Source organism: Streptococcus sanguinis, from assembly GCF_020729725.1.
Classification (GTDB): Bacteria; Bacillota; Bacilli; order Lactobacillales; family Streptococcaceae; genus Streptococcus; species Streptococcus sanguinis_V.
This window is the reverse complement of sequence record NZ_JAJEPA010000021.1, coordinates 29,615-47,348: the sequence shown is the minus strand read 5'-3', so window position 1 is coordinate 47,348 and position 17,734 is coordinate 29,615. Positions and strand designations below refer to the sequence as shown.

19 protein-coding genes are annotated in these 17,734 nt (G+C 45.7%); 3 read left to right on the top strand and 16 right to left on the bottom strand.

Translation table 11 applies throughout. The annotated features are described in order from the left end of the window. Window positions 1-20: 20 nt before the first annotated feature. From K4I03_RS10360 to K4I03_RS10300, 13 genes are all read right to left on the bottom strand, one after another. Window positions 21-1,826 (bottom strand): acyltransferase family protein, encoded by a 1,806-nt coding sequence (locus K4I03_RS10360; RefSeq protein ID WP_125348217.1) that lies wholly within the window; start codon window positions 1,824-1,826, stop codon window positions 21-23. After that, a complete protein-coding gene (locus K4I03_RS10355; RefSeq protein ID WP_185756485.1) occupies window positions 1,816-2,241 on the bottom strand; it encodes an MORN repeat-containing protein in 426 nt (141 codons plus the stop codon). Before K4I03_RS10355 ends, K4I03_RS10360 begins: the two co-directional genes overlap by 11 nt. Then, entirely contained in the window at window positions 2,234-2,656 is a 423-nt protein-coding gene (locus K4I03_RS10350) for a low molecular weight protein-tyrosine-phosphatase (protein ID WP_125348045.1), read from the bottom strand. The genes K4I03_RS10355 and K4I03_RS10350 overlap by 8 nt, the downstream gene beginning before the upstream one ends. Before the next feature lie 275 nt (window positions 2,657-2,931). Next, a complete protein-coding gene (locus K4I03_RS10345; RefSeq protein ID WP_149565728.1) occupies window positions 2,932-3,501 on the bottom strand; it encodes a nucleotidyltransferase family protein in 570 nt (189 codons plus the stop codon). Beyond that, window positions 3,498-4,496: a Holliday junction branch migration DNA helicase RuvB gene (ruvB, locus tag K4I03_RS10340; protein ID WP_002898800.1), complete on the bottom strand. Its 999-nt coding sequence runs from the start codon at window positions 4,494-4,496 to the stop codon at window positions 3,498-3,500. Before ruvB ends, K4I03_RS10345 begins: the two co-directional genes overlap by 4 nt. Window positions 4,497-5,056: 560 nt before the next feature. Continuing rightward, the gene (locus K4I03_RS10335) at window positions 5,057-6,103 is read right to left on the bottom strand and encodes an aldose epimerase family protein (RefSeq protein WP_227965180.1); all 1,047 of its coding nucleotides are present in this window, start codon (window positions 6,101-6,103) and stop codon (window positions 5,057-5,059) included. Between the two features lie 24 nt (window positions 6,104-6,127). Continuing rightward, window positions 6,128-7,165, bottom strand: coding sequence for a tagatose-bisphosphate aldolase (gene lacD / locus K4I03_RS10330; RefSeq protein WP_227965178.1), 1,038 nt, complete (start codon window positions 7,163-7,165; stop codon window positions 6,128-6,130). A gap of 14 nt (window positions 7,166-7,179) precedes the next feature. Then, entirely contained in the window at window positions 7,180-8,358 is a 1,179-nt protein-coding gene (locus K4I03_RS10325) for an SIS domain-containing protein (RefSeq protein WP_227965176.1), read from the bottom strand. A gap of 312 nt (window positions 8,359-8,670) precedes the next feature. Next, complete coding sequence (locus K4I03_RS10320; protein ID WP_125342378.1) at window positions 8,671-9,075, bottom strand: PTS sugar transporter subunit IIA; 405 nt, start codon at window positions 9,073-9,075, stop codon at window positions 8,671-8,673. A gap of 11 nt (window positions 9,076-9,086) precedes the next feature. Continuing rightward, window positions 9,087-9,911, bottom strand: coding sequence for a PTS system mannose/fructose/sorbose family transporter subunit IID (locus K4I03_RS10315; RefSeq protein ID WP_011836304.1), 825 nt, complete (start codon window positions 9,909-9,911; stop codon window positions 9,087-9,089). Then, complete coding sequence (locus K4I03_RS10310) at window positions 9,898-10,803, bottom strand: PTS mannose/fructose/sorbose/N-acetylgalactosamine transporter subunit IIC (protein WP_227965174.1); 906 nt, start codon at window positions 10,801-10,803, stop codon at window positions 9,898-9,900. Before K4I03_RS10310 ends, K4I03_RS10315 begins: the two co-directional genes overlap by 14 nt. A gap of 25 nt (window positions 10,804-10,828) precedes the next feature. Beyond that, complete coding sequence (locus K4I03_RS10305; RefSeq protein WP_002898809.1) at window positions 10,829-11,305, bottom strand: PTS system mannose/fructose/N-acetylgalactosamine-transporter subunit IIB; 477 nt, start codon at window positions 11,303-11,305, stop codon at window positions 10,829-10,831. Continuing rightward, window positions 11,302-13,122: a glycoside hydrolase family 35 protein gene (locus K4I03_RS10300; protein WP_227965172.1), complete on the bottom strand. Its 1,821-nt coding sequence runs from the start codon at window positions 13,120-13,122 to the stop codon at window positions 11,302-11,304. Before K4I03_RS10300 ends, K4I03_RS10305 begins: the two co-directional genes overlap by 4 nt. A gap of 106 nt (window positions 13,123-13,228) precedes the next feature. Between K4I03_RS10300 and K4I03_RS10295 the strand changes: the two genes are divergently transcribed. Beyond that, the gene (locus K4I03_RS10295) at window positions 13,229-13,945 is read left to right on the top strand and encodes a GntR family transcriptional regulator (RefSeq protein ID WP_227965171.1); all 717 of its coding nucleotides are present in this window, start codon (window positions 13,229-13,231) and stop codon (window positions 13,943-13,945) included. Between the two features lie 326 nt (window positions 13,946-14,271). Here the strand turns inward: K4I03_RS10295 and dhaM are convergent, their stop codons facing one another. Genes dhaM through dhaK form a run of 3 tightly spaced genes read right to left on the bottom strand, consistent with a single transcriptional unit; the run spans window position 14,272 to window position 16,224 of the window. Continuing rightward, window positions 14,272-14,646 carry a dihydroxyacetone kinase phosphoryl donor subunit DhaM gene (gene dhaM, locus K4I03_RS10290; protein ID WP_227965170.1) on the bottom strand — a complete coding sequence of 125 codons (375 nt, stop codon included), beginning with the start codon at window positions 14,644-14,646 and terminating at the stop codon, window positions 14,272-14,274. Next, entirely contained in the window at window positions 14,646-15,224 is a 579-nt protein-coding gene (dhaL, locus tag K4I03_RS10285) for a dihydroxyacetone kinase subunit DhaL (protein ID WP_111675122.1), read from the bottom strand. Before dhaL ends, dhaM begins: the two co-directional genes overlap by 1 nt. Before the next feature lie 10 nt (window positions 15,225-15,234). After that, window positions 15,235-16,224 carry a dihydroxyacetone kinase subunit DhaK gene (gene dhaK / locus K4I03_RS10280; RefSeq protein WP_227965169.1) on the bottom strand — a complete coding sequence of 330 codons (990 nt, stop codon included), beginning with the start codon at window positions 16,222-16,224 and terminating at the stop codon, window positions 15,235-15,237. A gap of 217 nt (window positions 16,225-16,441) precedes the next feature. Between dhaK and K4I03_RS12575 the strand changes: the two genes are divergently transcribed. Both K4I03_RS12575 and K4I03_RS10265 read left to right on the top strand, forming a co-directional pair. Further along, window positions 16,442-17,038 carry a TetR/AcrR family transcriptional regulator gene (locus tag K4I03_RS12575; RefSeq protein WP_265333635.1) on the top strand — a complete coding sequence of 199 codons (597 nt, stop codon included), beginning with the start codon at window positions 16,442-16,444 and terminating at the stop codon, window positions 17,036-17,038. Further along, window positions 17,035-17,601 carry an NAD(P)H-dependent oxidoreductase gene (locus K4I03_RS10265; RefSeq protein ID WP_125351651.1) on the top strand — a complete coding sequence of 189 codons (567 nt, stop codon included), beginning with the start codon at window positions 17,035-17,037 and terminating at the stop codon, window positions 17,599-17,601. Before K4I03_RS12575 ends, K4I03_RS10265 begins: the two co-directional genes overlap by 4 nt. Window positions 17,602-17,734: the final 133 nt, after the last annotated feature.

Sequence of the window (17,734 nt, the reverse complement as noted above, 5' to 3'; positions counted from 1 at the left end):
ATTGCTTCTCCTTTTGGAATTTATGGTTTCACATTACCAGAATTTGCTTCATCTATGGCTTGCTTAATGGTATTGGCATAGAGAGTTCCCCCTTCAATGATGGACTCTGAGTTTGAGCCAAAGTGGACATAGTCTGTCCCTTCCCAAATCTGCGGATTTTCGATAGCAGTTTGATGCCAGTCGGCCACAAAGACATAGTCATACTTCTTGGCTAATTCTAGCTCATACTCCCGCTGCTGGGCCAAGACGCCGCCCTCTGAACGACCGTCATAAGGAGTCACGAGGATCAGTTGATGCCCCTTAGGCAGGCTGGAAACATACTCATCCAAAAGCTCATTCGAATAACCAGACGAATTGGTCCCGAGAGCCAGGACAACCTGCTTCTTCAGCACTCTATTAGCAATATCTGTCTTGTAGACCTCTAAGCCTGTGCTCAGACTGCGGCTAACGACAGTATCTAGCTCGATTCCTGGCAAGATCTGCTGCAATTGATCGCTTGAGCGCAGGGCAACCGAGTCACCAATCATGGTAATTCCGTCCGCCACATTGTACTCAGTCGCCTTGGACTGATCAACCTGACTCCGAGTTGTCTGCATCTTATTGTCCACTTGATTCAGAGCATTAACAATCAAACTTTCCTCAAAAGCTCCTACCTTTGGTGCTGTCACCGAGATAAAGAACATAATCAAAGTCAGCGGAATCATGCTGTAAAAGATTGGTCTGGTAAGAGATGACAGATCCATCTTGGTTCCCATGATAACCGGCTGACGACCAGCCAGAGTTGGCTCCAAGATATAGAAAGACAAGGCTGCAAAAGTAAGAGACAGCAACGTGGTCAAGAGAACAGCCAAGCCGTTACTCATCAGCTGGGTAAAGATAATATAGAATGGCCAGTGGAAGAGATAAACACCATAGCTGGTATCTGCGATAAAGTTGATAAGGCTAGGTTCCTTCACATCAGGAAGCTTGTCATGCAGCATCCTAGCAGCAAAAATCATCAGACAGGCCAAGATAGTTGAAATCAAGAATCCTACCAGGTAGGTCCAAAGATTGTCAAACTTGAGCAGGAAACTGAGCAAAAGCAAAACAGCAGCGCTGCCCCCCATGATTCCTAGCACTTGCTTGAGATCCAGCTTTTCCTCCAGCAGCTTAAAGCGACTGCTGACATGGCCGACACCAGACAAGGTAGCCAGAATGCTTCCTGCAAAGAAAGGAAAGACATGGGTCAAACTTGAGAAATAAATATCGGAGTAATTCTTAGTGGTTAAAGCGCCAGCAAACATTGATACAAAGCTGACTAAAAAGAGACCTGCAGAAACCAGCGCAATCATACCGCGATAGCGAGCCGTTGACTTGGCAACCTTGCCCAAGCCCCAAGCGGCCAATCCCCACAGAACATAATAGTGCACTTCTAAAGCCAGACTCCAAGTGTGAATCAAGATGTGCGGCACAAACTGACTCTCATAACTGCCACCTGAGAGCATTTCATAAAAGTTGGTCACAAAGCCCAAAGCAGCCGCAATCTGCGTCCCAATCCCAGCCACAAAATCCTTACGGATTAAGAAAGTAAAGGGCATAACGACCAAAATCATAAAGACCAGAGGCGGTACAATCCGATAAAAACGTCGTTTGAAAAAGCCTTGGATATCGATTTCTTTCTTCTTGGCAAACTCGTCAATAAGCAGAGCGGTAATCAAGAAGCCAGAAAAGGTAAAGAAGATATCCACACCAATAAAACCGCCAGGGAAAACGCCCTGGAAGTAATGATAAAGCAGAACTAGAAGCAGTCCCGTGATTCTGACGAGCGAAAACCATTTAATGCGCATTTTGATAAATTCCTTGTTTAAACGTTCCTTCATAAACGACATTGCCTTCTGTCGTTAGCTTTCCTTGTCCGTCGGCCTGACCCTTGCTGAAGTCCCCTTCATATTTCCAGCCAGCCTGCGAGGTAAAGGTCCCTTTTCCATCAAAGATGCCATTGCGAAATTGACCGCTATAACTATCCCCATTTTGAAAAGTCATAGTCCCCTGACCGTTCATCTTCCCGCGAACCAAGGTCCCGTCATACTTGATCTTACCCTGATCCAGCGTTAAAACGCCCTTACCAGGAATCCCCGAGGTAAAGACTAGAATAGCTGACAGCACAATGACCGTGACAGCCAAGAGTTCTAAATTCTGCCGGGTCAGATAGACCTTGTATTTTTCGTAAAATTCTTTTACTTTATCCATATTCCTATCCATCCAAACGCTCTAGCCACTTCTTGCAGCCAGCCAAGACCAAATCATAGGTTTGGTCAAAATCTCCTGTGTACCAAGGATCTGGCACACTTTCTTCCTCAAACTGATAAATTTTATACTGAAAATCCTCAGGCGCCATCCGCTTCAAATCTCGGACATTGCTTTCATCCATACCGATGACATAGTCAAAATCCGCAAAATCCGCTGCCGAAATCTGCTGAGAAGTCTTGTTCCTATCATAAGCAATGGCATATTTCTTAAAAATAGCCTGTGTTCCCCGATGAATGGGATTGCCGTGCTCCCAGCTCGAGGTTGCCCGGCTCTCGATTTTCAGTTGGTCTGTTAAACTCTTCATGACAAACTCTGCCATCGGACTACGGCAGATATTGCCCAAACATACAAATACAATTTTCTTCATACAATACCTCGCTATCTATTATAACAAAATAATGGCAAAAACTAGCCCTGAATCGTTTACAGTTTCCTGATTCTCGTTGAAAACTGGCAAGCCCTGCCCCTCTCATGTCTGAAAATAGCAAAAAACCACCGTTTGGTGGCTTTTTGTAGGGAGATTATTTTTTAAAAAGAAAAAAGTTTTAGGAGTTAAGTTAATTTCTTAACTTGGTTATAGTATAATATCCATTTCTTAAAACTTCCTTAAAATAACTTAAACATTTTACTCTTATCTTGTACTTATTTATCAAGACAATGACATTCCAGCTGTGGCCAGCGTTTCTGCCAATTCTTCTTAGCCAAGCGCTCAGCATAGACACGCTGGCGCTCCTTATTGTCAAGAAAATGAGGAGTCGGTCTAACCTGAAAGTTTGAGATATCCTCCAAACCATAGGGAGCAAAAAGTTCCAGTTTGTCATTTGCCAGCAAGCGCAGGCCGATAGCTGTGCAGCGCTCAGGATACTTACTCATAGCTTCGCAAGCATTTTTATAAGGTGCTGTTCCAGGACTATGGCGGTGCATATAGGCTTGATTTCTCAGTTCCCATCGATACTGTGGCCAGTCTGCCTTGAGCTTGGCTTCCAGATCTGTCGTCTCTGCTTCAGCATAACTCGGGTCAAAGAAAATGACATCTACATCCGTCTCTGAATCAAAACCTGGTCGCTCTGACAGCATATTCCAGATAAAATTCCTCACACATCCAGCTGCTAACCAAGAATCCTTGAGCTCCAGACTGCGAATAATTTCCAAAATTGCTCGGATGTCTGGATCTTGACCTAATCGGTCTAAAATCTCCTTTTCTGTCATCATTCCTTCATATACTCATATCCTAAATGCTCATAGGCTTTGCGGGTAGCCACGCGCCCAGTCCGTGTCCGCATGACAAAGCCTTTCTGAATTAGGTAAGGCTCATACATGTCCTCCACTGTTTCACGCTCCTCAGCAATATTGACCGAGAGGGTTCCCAGTCCCACTGGACCGCCACCGTAGACCTCTATCATAGTCTTCAAAATCTTCTGGTCCACGTAATCCAGACCTTCCTGGTCCACATCCAGCATGGAGAGAGCCTGGTCGGTTATCTTATCATCAATCAGGCCATTGCCCATAATCTGCGCGTAGTCCCGCACCCGCTTGAGCAAACGGTTAGCAATCCGCGGTGTGCCTCGGCTACGCAGAGCCAGCTCCTTCGCAGCCTCGTGAGTAATATCCATCTCAAAAATCTCTGCCGTGCGCTCAACGATTTCAGTCAGGTCGCCAGCTTCATAATACTCCATGTGACCGGTAATCCCAAAGCGAGCCCGCAGAGGATTGGACAGCATGCCTGCCCGAGTGGTCGCCCCAATCAGAGTGAAAGGCGGCAAATCCAGATGGACGCTGCGACTGGTCTCACCTGAGCCAATCATAATGTCGATGTAAAAGTCTTCCATAGCGCTGTACAGCACTTCCTCTACTGCCATTGGCAAGCGGTGAATCTCATCTATAAAGAGGACATCACCCGGCTCAAGGTCATTTAAGATCGCAACCAAATCACCAGATTTCTCAATCACCGGACCTGAAGTTTGCTTGAGATTAACGCCTAGTTCATTGGCAATAACAAAGGCCATGGTCGTCTTCCCAAGACCTGGAGGGCCAAAAAGCAGGGTATGATCCAGCGCCTCATCCCTCAGCTTAGCCGCTTCAATAAAAATCTTCAGCTGGTCCTTGACCTTGTCCTGACCGATATACTCCTGTAAATACTGGGGACGCAAGGTGCGCTCCACTAATTCCTCATCGCCCATTAATTCATTATCTAAAATTCTACTCATAGAACTATTATAGCAGAAAATAAAGCCGAGGAAGCAAATCTAATTCGCGTCTGAACACAAAAAAAGACCACCGGATTGGGTGGCCTTTATGGGAGATTATTATGAAAAAGTTTAGGATTTCTATCAAATAAAGTTAGGAGGTCTTCATTTGATACTCATAGTATACTGCCCCTAACTTAAAGAAACCTTAACTTTGTATAACGTATCCTTTAAAATTTAACATTTGAGTTACAATCCGATAAACATCCTGTCTTATTCTAAAATTTGAGCAAAAAAAGACCACCGGATTGGGTGGCCTTTATGGGAGATTATTATGAAAAAGTTTAGGATTATCAAACAAAGTTAGGGGGCTTCATTTGATAAGAATAAGTATAGCAGCCTTAGCTTAAGAAAAACTTAAAGTAAAATTCAGTTAGCAAAAAAGATTTTGCTTTTGATAGTGGAGCCTTTTTCCTTGCTTAAGATTAGCTACTTATGAAAACATAGTCTCTGAAAACTGGACCAAGAAAAACGGCAGAAGGAGGTACTGCCGTTTTTTGTGCTCTTTCGCGATTGTTTCTTTATAAAGTTGCTGGTACATCAGCAAAATACACTGTCCTGCTGGTAAAAATCTGACCGGCCTTGAGAATGACATCTGACTGCTGGCTACTGTGAATGGCATCCGGCAGGGCCTGAGCTTCCAGAGCCAAGCCATTATGCTGAATCATAGGCTGTCCGTCAAACCGAATAGAATCATCCACGCAATTCGCTGAATAAATCACTAGGCAGGGCGCCTGAGTTTGAATGGTCAGGCGACGGCCCGATGCTGGATAATAGAGCGTGCCTGCCTGGTCTCGGCTTGGTTTTAACGCAAAGGGATGATCCAAGCCAGATACCAGCTGGATTTGCTCATCAGTCGCAGCGAAAATTTCTTTAAGGGCAGCGCCCTTGGCCAGCTTCTTGACAAAGTCACGCTCTGCATCAGCCTTTTTTTCAGGAAGGCCGTCAGCTGCGATAGGATAGACACCATCAGTATTGAGCTGCAGGATATGATCATCTATCGGTTGATTGAAACGACCAGACAGGTTGAAATAGCTGTGGTTGGTCGGATTGACCAAGGTATCCTGATCAGTCTGTACCTGATAAGAGATTTCCAGCTCGCCCTTCTCTGTCAGGGTATAGGAAATCCAGATTTTCAGATTGCCCGGAAAGCCGCCAGTCCCATCAGTTCGCTCTGTATAAAAGGTGAGTCCGTCATTGCTGACTTCCTCTACTTCAAAAACCGTACTATCCCAGCCGCTGGAGCCACTATGGTTGCAGTTTAGGCCATTATTGACCTCTAGCTGAAAGGTCTGGCCATTTAGCTCAAAAGTTGCTCCGGCAATACGCCCAGCCACCGGACCAATACTGGCTCCGTGCTTAGGGCTGTTCCCAATATAATCCTCAAACTGATCAAAGCCAACGACGATATTGTCAAAGTGATTATTTTTATCAGGAGTGACATACTTGATGACGGTTGCTCCGTAGTTCATGACTATCAGACGATAACCTCGATCGTTTTCAAAAGTGTAAGCTAGAATCTCTTGACTTCCCAGCTTTCCAAAAATGGATTCTCGGTAAGATTTCATACCAAACCTCTTTTATCTATCCTATTAAAAATCACGAACTTGCCAAGTCCTGTCTTCAAAAGGCAGGTCAAGCTTGTCCACCCAAGACACAGCTGTTTGGCGCAAGACTTGATTAAGATCCTCGATATTCTGACGGCCTGTCTCGTCCAGCCATACTTGAGCCGCGGCAGCTCCCTCTTGGGCAAAGACTGAGACTGCATCCTTCCAGGTAGCCCGTCCGCACAGAACTCCGTTAAACTGTGAGCCCGCTTCATGGGCTAGCCGCAGCGTTTCTTGGAAAAGCTCGGCACTGACACCAGCGCTGAGGAAGATGAAAGGCAAGTGCGTCGCATCTGACTGTTCTTTAAAGAAAGTTCGGGCTTCCGTCACGCTGTAGACTGGCTCAACTCCTTCTTTGGTGAAGCCCTCGACAAAGTTCATATTGACCGGCACTTCAACCTTTAAGACATCTACATGGTAACGGGGATCTGAAAAGAGCTTGACTGCCTCGTTGACCTTATGCGGCTTAAGCTTGGCATAGTTAGCGTCCAAGACACTGTCACTCTTCGCATCATAGGTCAGAATCTCCAGAAAATAGGGAATATCCTCAGCTAAGCATTCACTGCCCACGCGCTCAACCCAGGCCTGCTTGATGTCGTTGATTTCTGGTTTGTCGTCTACATCATAGTAAATCAAGACCTTGACGGCATCTGCGCCCATGTCTCGGATGCGACTAGCTGACCAGTTTGGTAGCAAGTCCGGCAGGCGGCCCTCGGCTGTCACATCATAGCCAGTCTTCTCATAGGCCACTATTAGCCCACAGGACGCAGCTCGCAGCTCGGCTGCTGGCAGACCGAACTCCGGATCCAACAGGATGGAGCTGGCATAGGGCGTCAGCTGACTAGAGATTAATTCTTTAAACTGAACCAGAGCTTGGTCACCAGATGGCGCATCTTCTCCGCTGGCCAGCATTTTCTTGAGCGAGCCACGCTGGTCAATGGCCAAAGCCCCGATAATCCCCTGCTCGTTTGATAGTTTTTTCAAATGGCTCACTTTTTTGTGACTGATTTGTAATTTCTCCATAACTTTTCCTTTTCTTACTGCCCAAAAGGGTGAATGATAACTCCCTGTACTACACGATTGACCGTGCCTGTCGGAGACGGTGTATCTGGACGGTTTTTGACCTTGAGCGAGGACAAGAGGGCAAAGAGCTGAGCGTAAACAATGTAAGGGAAGATGCGATAGCTATCTCCCAGAGGCTCTTGGGTACTTAGCACTACTTGCTCGACTCCTTCCAACTGCTCCTCCCGGTCAGTCAGCATCACCAGCCTGCGGACAATCCCGTCACCAGCCACTTCCCGCACCAAATCCAAATCATAAGCCTTGGTATAGGCATCTGCCGAACCAAAGACCAGAACGACGGTGTCTTGGTTAATCAGCGACTTAGGTCCATGCCGGAAACCGACTGGGCTTTCGTACATGGTCGCAATTTGGCCGGCTGTCAACTCTAAAATCTTAAGCTGGGCTTCATGTGCCAAACCAAAGAAAGGCCCTACCCCCAGATAAATGACCCGACTGAAATCCAAATCAACCAGCTGCTGCACATCTGCAACGCGGCCTAAAACATCTTGACTGAGCTGAATCAAAGCCGCAACCTTAGCTTCCTTCTGGTCTAGTTCAGCCCGGTCAAAGACCAAAAGGGCTGTCAGCATCATAGAGCTGAAGCTAGAGGTCATGGCAAAGCCAGCATCATTAGAAGCTTCCGGCTGCAGGAGCAAAAGATTCTTTTCATCACCTTGGGCCTGCTGGGCTAGCTTGCCTTGGACAGCACAAGTAATGGTAATCTGGTACAAGTCATCTACCAACTGCTTGGCCAAGTCCACGGTCGCTACACTTTCTGGGGAATTTCCGCTGCGGGCAAAGGAAACCAGTACCGTCGGTACTTCTCTCTTCAGATGCACCAAGGGGTTGGCCACGATATCTGTCGTTGCAATGGCGTTGAAATTCCATTTGCGCTCATCATAAATCTGCCTAAAATAAGGAGTCAAAGTATCTCCGACATAGGCTGATGAGCCAGCTCCGGAAAAAATGACCTTGATGTAGTCATGTTTGTTCTCGATTTTTTTCAGAAAAGCAGCGATAGCTGTGGCTTGAGCCTTGTAACTGTTAAAGGCTTCCTGCCAAACCTCAGGCTGCTGATAGATTTCTCTCGTTGTGATGTCAGCCCCCAGACGCTGCAATTCTTCCTGTGAATAATCTAACATTCTCTTTCTCATTCCTTTCCATTATTTTGAAAAAAGGGGGAGCGAGACAGAAATCCAGAAAATCCAAGATTTTCGGCTCGCTGTCCCACCCCCGCGACGATGGCTAGGCTTGAAATATGCTTTTAACAAGCTTTTTCAAACCAGACAGCGACTGCATTTTGCAATGCTGAACCATCCATTTCCCTAGGCCAAGAGGCATCTCCCAAATTCCTCTTAGACCAGTATGCTTGAATCAACCACTGTGGTCAATCCTCAGCTATCATCAGTCTCCCATCTGCTGACAGCGCAAGGACTTGACCTAACTAGAAGTGGCTGTTCAAGCTTTTATTCATCTTCATCATCCATTAGATCAGCCAAGACATCATTGACCTTAACAATATTCTCTGCTGCTTTGGATGGATAGCTGACTTCTGCTCCTGTCAAAGATGCGTTAATAAACTCAATGACCATGGGCAGATTGACCCCCGCATAAAGCTCGATATCCTGTCCTTCCATAATGAAGCGGCTGACTACATTACAAGGAGTGCCCCCCAAGAGATCCGCAAAAACCAAGTAATCCTCAAAATCTTTGACCGTTTCTAAGAATTTGGCTGCGAAGTCTTCTGGACCTTCCTCCGGAAGCAGGGCTACTGCATGGATGTCTTCTTGAGGCCCCATAATCATTTCCGTAGTGGTTTTCAGCTCTTCACAAAAGCGACCATGGCTGACTAAAACTAATTTCTTACTCATAAATCACTCCATTACTCTGGTACTTGTCCCAGCAGGAAGTAGCCGATAGCAGAGAAGCTTACTGCCATGATAATGATAATGAAGATAGCCTTGGTAGAGTTCATTCCTTTCTTACCCAAGAGCCAGAAGATAAAGCCTGTAAAGACTGCTGGAATCAAACGTGGGAAAATCAGATTCATCATGTCTTGGAAATCAATAGCTTTTTCACCGATGTTCCATACCCAGGATACTTCAAAGTTGATCATAGTAGCAATCAAACCACCCACCATAAAGATACCCAATACAGAAGCCGCTTCAACAAGAGCTGTCAAAGTACTTTGCATGTTGGTGATGAGATTAACCCCTTCTTTGTAGGCGAATTCTAACTGTTTCCAACGGAAAATGTCATAAGCAACTGCTACAGCAATCCAAAGGAAAATTCCCCAAGGCTGGCCTGCGATAGCCATGGTAGCAGCGATAGATCCCATGATGGCTGGCACAAGAGAGCCAAAGATAGAGTCTCCAAGAGGAGCAAACGGCCCCATAAGACCTGTCTTGATACCATTGACCGCATCTTTTGATTTAACACCGTCTTTTTCTTCCATAGCTAGGTCAAAACCTGCAATAATGGTGTGGAAGAAAGGTGATGTATTGAAGAATTGCGTATGCAATTTCATCATTTCTTTCAATTCTGGTGTGCCGTCTCCGTACATTTTGCGCAGCTGAGGCAAGAGCATGTAGAGATAGCCAGAACCTTGCATCCGCTCGTAGTTCCAGCCTAATTGGAAAGTGAACAAGCTGCGTTTATTGATTTGTTTAAAATCTTCTTTTGTTAATTTGTAATTAGAGTTCGTCATCTTCGATTTCCTCACTTTCTGAGTTTGTGCTAGCAGCTGGAGTAGCAGCTACTGTTCTTTGGCTGTATTTGAAATGCTGTACTGCAAGGAAGACACCAAAGATAGCTACACCAATCATAGACAAACCTTTGAAGTTGTTGGCAAATGTGATCGCAGCATCTTTTGGAAGAGTTCCAACAATGCTAGATACAGCACCACCCAAAGTTTGAATGTTTGAGTAAAGCACAGTCAGCATAGCCGTCAAGCCAAAACCAAGAGCTAAGTAGTGAAGATTACGTTTAACTGGAAGGTAACGAAGCAAGATAGCGAACCCGAGCCCTGGAAGCATACGACCAGCCAGTGTCAAGCCTGCAGCCAGCCATTTCACACCAGCAACACCATCTACTATCGCTTGAACAAATGTTCCACCATAAGCCAGAGCCAGAAAGACTGGCAGGGCACGAGACAGAGCCCAAGGAAGGGCACCTAAGAGATAGTTGCGTTCAATACCTTTATAGTCGAAGCGTTCAACTGCTGCATCCACACGGTGTGCGAAATAAGTCGTTGTCATGCGACCTAAGATATCGAAGTATGTCAACAAAGTTGCTACTGGTACTGCGATTGTCGCAATAGCCAACTCTGGCTTAATGCCTTGTGCTACAGAGAAGGCTGTCGCCAAAACGGCACCTGATGTTGCATCAATACGAGAAGCCCCACCAAATGTCCCTACACCAAGAACGAATAATTGCAGGCTACCACCGATAAACAAACCAGTCGTCAAATCACCCATAATCAAGCCAGTAATGAAACCAGCAAATACAGGGGATCCTGCTGACGAAACGATGGTCAACTCATCACAGATTTGATAAGCTGAGTACAAAGTGAGTAGTAAAATTTGCCACCATTGTATCATAACAATGTCCTCCTAAAATTTTGTCTTATTTTAATAACTTCATGAAGTCCTCAACCGGATCGTTGGGAACCATTTGCGCTGTCAGTTTGACTCCTTTTTCGTGCAGCTTGTGAAAGGCTTCAACATCTGCATCTACCACGTTGATAGAGCGGGTAATGGAGCGAGTTTCGTCTGACTGAGACATATTGCCAACGTTCAGCGTTTCCAGAGGAACACCAGCTTCGACCAACCGCAGGAAGCGGTCTGGCTTGCGAGCGACAATCAAGAGTCGCTGTGAATCATACTTGCCGGCCAAGATATTTTCTGCTGCCTTAGCGATTGGCAAGACACTAAGTTTCACACCAGCTGGCGTTGCGAGCTTGAGCCCGCTCTTTTCGATAGCATTTTCAGCTACCTCATCGTCAATCACCATAATGCGTGAAATGTTAAGCTTGGTAGTCCAAAGATTGGCTACCTGTCCATGGATCAAACGTCCATCGATACGTGCACCTACTATTGTCATAGATTTTCCCCCTTTATTGTTTTAAATGTAGGTTTGTTAACTAAGTGAATGGTTTCGCTGTAGATCCCTTCTGTCTCAAAGATAATGATGCGATTGTCGCCTTCTCTGAGCAAGCTATGCGGGATATAGAGCGATAGGGTCGGTCCGACATTCCAGAAACGGCCAATGCTGACACCGTTGACAAAGACGACCCCCTTGCCAAAGTCGGACAGATCCAGATAAGTATCTTTAAGCGCTTTCATTTTAAAGTCAAAAGCATAGAAAGCTGGTTGGTTTTCCTGCCACCCTTTCGAAAAGTCGATCTTTTCTGGATGATCCAGCGGCAATGGGTAATGCTGCCAGTCAAGCAGGAAGTGCAGATCCTTGCAGACACCCGTACGAATGCCCTTCTGCTGGGTATCTGCCAAGAGTTTGTGCCCATAATTGACCCGGCCCATATTTTCCATCAGAATGTCAAGTTGGTGCCCTGCCTTTTTCTGGCCGTCCACCATGATATCCTGACCGATTTCTGTCTGGTACTGGGTTGCCATGTGCTGACCGTCCACATAGAGCTGCATACGGTCGCGCCCGTCAATGACACGGAGCCTTTCCTGATTAGCATCCCAACTAGCCCAAGTCCGATAGAGCAAGTAGCCGACATTTTGCCCCAGCTCCTCCATCTTCATCGGATAGAGACTTTCGATAGGCTCTGCCAAGTCAGGCAGTGTCTCAAAGAGACTGACCTTCTGACTGAGCGGGATATTCCTAAACTCAAAAGACTCTTTCACCAGTGGCTCCATCTGTGGATACTCTGGATAATACTCTTTCAGCATTCTCTGGACTGCATAGTACTTGTCCGTCGGATTGCCACGCTCATCGAGTAGAGCATCATAGTCATAGGAAGTTACCTGTGGCAGGTCAATGACGCCTCTAGCCGAACAGCCATTCATAAAGCCAAAGTTGGTACCGCCATGAAACATATAGAGATTGATTGAGCCCTGCTGGAGCACTTCGTGAACAGCTTGAGCCAGTTCGTCTGGATCTCGCTTGATGACAGGCTCTTTCCAGCGATTGAACCAGCCATCCCAGAACTCCATACACATGAGCGGCCACTTTTTGCCATGCTCGTCAAAGAATTCCTGCATCTGGGCAAAATTGTAATCTGCCTTAGAGCCGAAATTCCCTGTCACAAAGACATCGTCATCAATCAGCGTACCAGCTTGAAGCGTAGCCCGCCAAGGTCCGTCTGAAGTAAAGAGCGGACAGGTTACACCTCGTTCTTCCATGAGCTGTCTGATTGCTCTTAAGTAGGCCTTGTCTTCCCCATAAGAACCATACTCATTTTCCACCTGCATCATGAGGATATTTCCCCCATTGTCCAGCAGCCTTGGAGTCAGTCGCGGCAGCAGCTCGTCATAATAACTGGCTACAGCCTGCAGAAAGGCCTCATCTGATGAGCGGATGCGCATATTTTCATTGAGCAGCCAGGCCGGCAGACCACCGAACTCCCACTCCGCGCAGATAAAAGGCGAAGGGCGGATAATGGCATAAAGTCCCAAATCCTGAGCCGTCTGTAAAAATGCCTCAATATCTAAAATCCCTTGGAAGTCAAAAACACCTTTTTGAGGTTCGTGCATATTCCAGGGAAGATAGGTCTCCACTGTATTAAAGCCCAGAGCTTTGAGATTATAAAGGGAATGATACCAATCCTCAGGCTGTACCCGAAAATAGTGAATGGCTCCCGATAAAATCTTAAACTCCCGATCATCCAAACAGAAGGAATGACCAATTTTGAATCTTGCCATCTGATGTTCCCTCAGGTATAAAACCGTTTTCATCTCTTGTTAATATTAATATAATAAATTTTTGCATAAATGTCAACATTTTTTTTAAAAATATGTTAAAATCTTAAGTAAGAAAAGTAAAAAAAGAGAGGTGAACAAAATGGCTATTCCAAAATACCAACAAATCAAAGATGAGCTCAAGCAGCAAATCATTTCTGGCAAATTTGAAAATGGCGATAAGTTTTACACAGAGGCTGAGCTGATTCAGATGTTTAATGTCAGCTCCATTACAGTTGTCCGCGCTTTGAATGAACTGGCCAACGATGGTTACATCATCCGCCAGCAAGGCAAGGGAACTTTCGTTTCACGTGCAAGAAAGCACAAGCTGGTGGAATTTTCTGATGTTGAGACCTTCCCTATCCAAAAAGATAAGGTGACTGTTCTCTCCATCAAGCGTGGGAATGACCTGAAAATCTTGGATAAGCTAGAACTAGCACCAACGCAGTTCTACTATAAGATTGACCGGGTCAGACGGACTGGCGATAAAATCTATATCTATCACCAAACCTATATCCCTGAGCAGTACATCAATCCGAATTATCCAGATATGGACTACTACAGCTCTATCTACAACCGCTTCAAAACTGACTACCACATTCACATGAATGATGAGCATTTTGAAGAAACCAATGAAATTGTCTTCCCAACACCAAAAAATGTTGCGAAAGTACTGGAAGTTGATACCAACTTCCCGACCGTTCATCAGGTGAAGATTACCCAGCTGGAAAGCACTGGACAAATCTTAGAGTACAGCGAAACTTACAAACGCGGTGACTTCTTCAAGATTAAGTTCATTTCCTGCAATCGGGACCACTAAGATTAAAAACGATGGCTTCTAATCGGCTGTCGTTTTTTCTTTCATCTTGTATGCTTATATCTATTATAAGTCTATCTATACCAATTTGCAATCCATTCTAAGAACTTTTGTTCATTAAAAAGTAAATTCTGTCAAAAATTAAGCACAGTTTATTGTTTTGTTCTATTTTTAATCGATTTAAAGAAGAAAAATAAGAAATACTGGCTCTTCCCCTGAAAATTGGTACAGCGATAAAGCAAAAAAGCTGAGATTGAATCCCAGCTTTTCGATATAAAATGTTCTTCATTTTGCAAATAAAATCGTTTATCAAGTCTTTAGAAAAACGGCTATTTCTTTATTTCTAATTCACGGACCTGAAGCAAAACATTAGGCAAATCTGCCCCAGCCTGAAGAAGGGCAGCAGCCGTATAAGCGCCCTCTACCAAAGGAACATTATTGATAATGATTTCCTTGTCAGAAAAGTCTGCGACCATTTCTAGATTCATCCGAGCCGAACCCAGATCGAAAAAGGCCAAAATAGTGTCCTTGTCATTGGCATCTAAAGCTGCCTGAATCCCTTCAAAGCTGGTCCCAATGCTACCGTCGTCCAACCCGCCCACATAGCTGATGGCCACATCTGCCGCCACCTGCGAAATGAGGTCAAACAAGCCTTGGGCCAGGTTTTTGGAATGGGAAATGATAAGAATGCCAGTATCTGCCATCAGCCTGCCTCCGTTTCTAGAAGAGCCTCAAAGAGGAGACCAGATGAAGCCGAACCGGGATCGATATGACCGATAGAGCGCTCACCGACATAGGAAGCCCGCCCCTTGGTCGCCTTCAAATCCTTAGTCGCTTCCACTAGGGAACCAATCATTTCACGCGTCAAGTCTCCGGACTGCAGAGAAATGGGAAGCCCCGACCAGACATCCACCATGGTCTTCTCACCCGGCACAGCCTTGCCCCGCTTCTGAATCATGTCCAGCCCAGCTTGGATGACTTCTGACAAGTCTTTGCCGTCTTTTTCAGCTTTGGCCATACCCATGAAAGCTGAGCCATAGAGAGGTCCGGAAGCACCGCCGACCTTGCTAATCAGCTGCATAGAAACAGCCTGAAAAACCTCAGCCGCACTGGCAAAGTCCTTAGCAGCTAGACTCTCTACTGCTGCCGCCATTCCCCTGGCCATATTGGCGCCATGATCACCGTCGCCGATGGGAGTGTCGAGATCAGACAGATAGACTTTCTGGTCCTGGATCTTCTCGTTGAACAACTGCATCCATTTTTTTGCTCTTGCTGCGTCCATAAGCACCTCCTTACCAAGCGGCTGTTGTGACAGGACTGTTGAGAGCTTTCAGCCAGTCTGGCTGGTCCAGCTGGATAAAGGTCAGAGAAATCCCCGCCATATCAATGGAGGTCATGTAATTACCCAGCTTTTTGTAAACAACTTCGACTCCAGCATCTGCCAGGAGATTTGCTACATCTGCCGCAAAGACATACTGCTCCATGAGCGGTGTTGCCCCCATACCATTGATGAGGATACCAATTTTTTTGCCAGATTTGAGCTCAAAGGACTGACTGAGTTTTTCGACCAATTCTTTAGCTAAGTCCTTAGACGGCTGCATCTTTTCCTTGCGATAGCCTGGCTCACCATGGATGCCAATACCGAACTCTATCTCATCATCAGCCAAAACAAAACCAGGCTTGCCGACTTCCGGTACGGTTGCCCCGCTCAGAGCCAAGCCAACCGTGTGAATATGTTTGACCAGCTCATCAGCCAGAGCCTTGATTTCAGTCAGAGATTTGCCTGCACGCGCCGCATTCCCTAGAATCTTATGGACAAGAATGGTGCCAGCCACTCCGCGGCGACCTTGGGTATAGAGGCTGTCTTCCACTGCGATATCATCATCTACGACGACACTAGCCACCTCAATCCCTTCCATCTCAGCCATTTCCTGAGCCATTTCAAAGTTCATGATGTCACCGGAGTAATTCTTGATCACCATGAAGACCCCAGCTCCCTCATCTGCTTCCTTGATAGCCTGCAAGACTTGGTCAGGTGTTGGCGAAGTAAAGACTGCTCCGCAAATAGCGGCTGACAGCATGCCCTCTCCAACAAAGCCAGCGTGGGAAGGCTCATGACCACTGCCACCGCCAGAAATCAGGCCAACCTTGCCTGTCTTCTCACTCTTGCGGGCAATGATATCGAAGCCCTCCACCCGATAAACCAAATCGCTGTGAATATAAGCAAAGCCGTCCAGCATCTCATCCACAACTGCTGTTGGATCGTTGATAATTTTCTTCATAGGTGTCCTCCGTTTCTCAGCATTTCTTTATAATTAAGCAATTCGCTCTAAGAAGAAAGCGCTATCATTTTAATGTTATTTTAACATTTTATCTTACCGAAAGCAAATTCTGCCACATCACAGACTAGAAGAAAACATCAAATTAGTTGACAAGAAAAAGTAGACAGTGTATACTAAAGGTAGATAAGTAGACAGTGTATACTTTAGGAGGAGATACATGAAACGCAATACTGGCCAGCTGAAAGAACAGCTCATTCAAACAGGGATTGAAGAAATCGGAAAACATGGAATTGAACAGCTCTCGCTAAGGACTGTTGCCAAGGCCTGCGGTGTAACTCACGGCACTCCATACCGCCATTTTGAGAGCAAGGAAGGCTACCTCAAGGTGGTTTTGACCCAGCTTTCGCTCTTTCTCAATCAGGAAATCAATCAGAGTATTGATGCGACAGGTTCTGCGCGTGATCAGCTGACCCAGCTTGGTCTTAATTTCATTATTTTTGCCAAGACCTACCCTCATTTTTTTGAAGCTCTTTTTATCAAATTTCCTTTTAAATATATGAAAGTGACGCAGGACACCATTCTCTTGGAGTCTGACCTGCCTGGATTTGATAAATTTAAGGAGCTTGTTTTAAAGCTTCGCAAGGAGGAAAAATTTAGCAATAGCGAAGCGGAAAGCCTTTTTCACTTTTGGAGCTTTATCACAGGTCTGGCCGTTCTGACCAACAGTCCTATCGGGCAAGACCTGGATCCTCAAGCCATCCAAAGAACGATCGAGCACATGCTTGACATTTATATCAAAGGAGAACGTTCATGAAAACCTTGATTATTTACACCTACCCCAACCCAACTGGCTTCAATGCTGCTATTCTCAAAGAAGTTCAAAGCAATCTTTCTAAAAAGCACGAAGTGAAAACCTTGGACTTGTATGCTGAAAATTTTGATCCAATCTTGCGCTTTGACCAAGAGCATAGACGCCGTGACCTGCATAAAGACCCTGAAATGGCAAAATATCGGGATTTGATTACTTGGGCAGACCACCTGATTTTCATTTTCCCTATCTGGTGGAGCGGTATGCCGGCTATTCTCAAAGGCTTTATCGACCGCGTCTTTGCGGCTGACTTTGCCTACTCTTATAAGAAAATTGGACTCCAAGGCCACCTGCAAGGGAAATCCGGCTGGATTATCGTCAGCCATAATACACCAGGTTTTGCCCTGCCTTTTGTCCAAGACTACGGCAAGGTACTTAAAAATCAAATCTTGAAACTTTGCGGTATTTCTCCCGTCAAACTGACAGAGCTCAACGGAGTAGAACGCAAAACAGACCAACAACGCCAAGAAATGCTCAAGAAAATCGGACAGCTGGCCAGTCAAATTTAAGATAAAGAAAACGGGGGTGGGAAAGAACTTCAAACAAGTTAAAAAGTTCGTCTTCCCACCCCCGCACAGTTGATTAGGTCATCTTTGGAGCTTAAAAAGCGAAGGAAGATGCCAATCAACCACTGCGTCATCT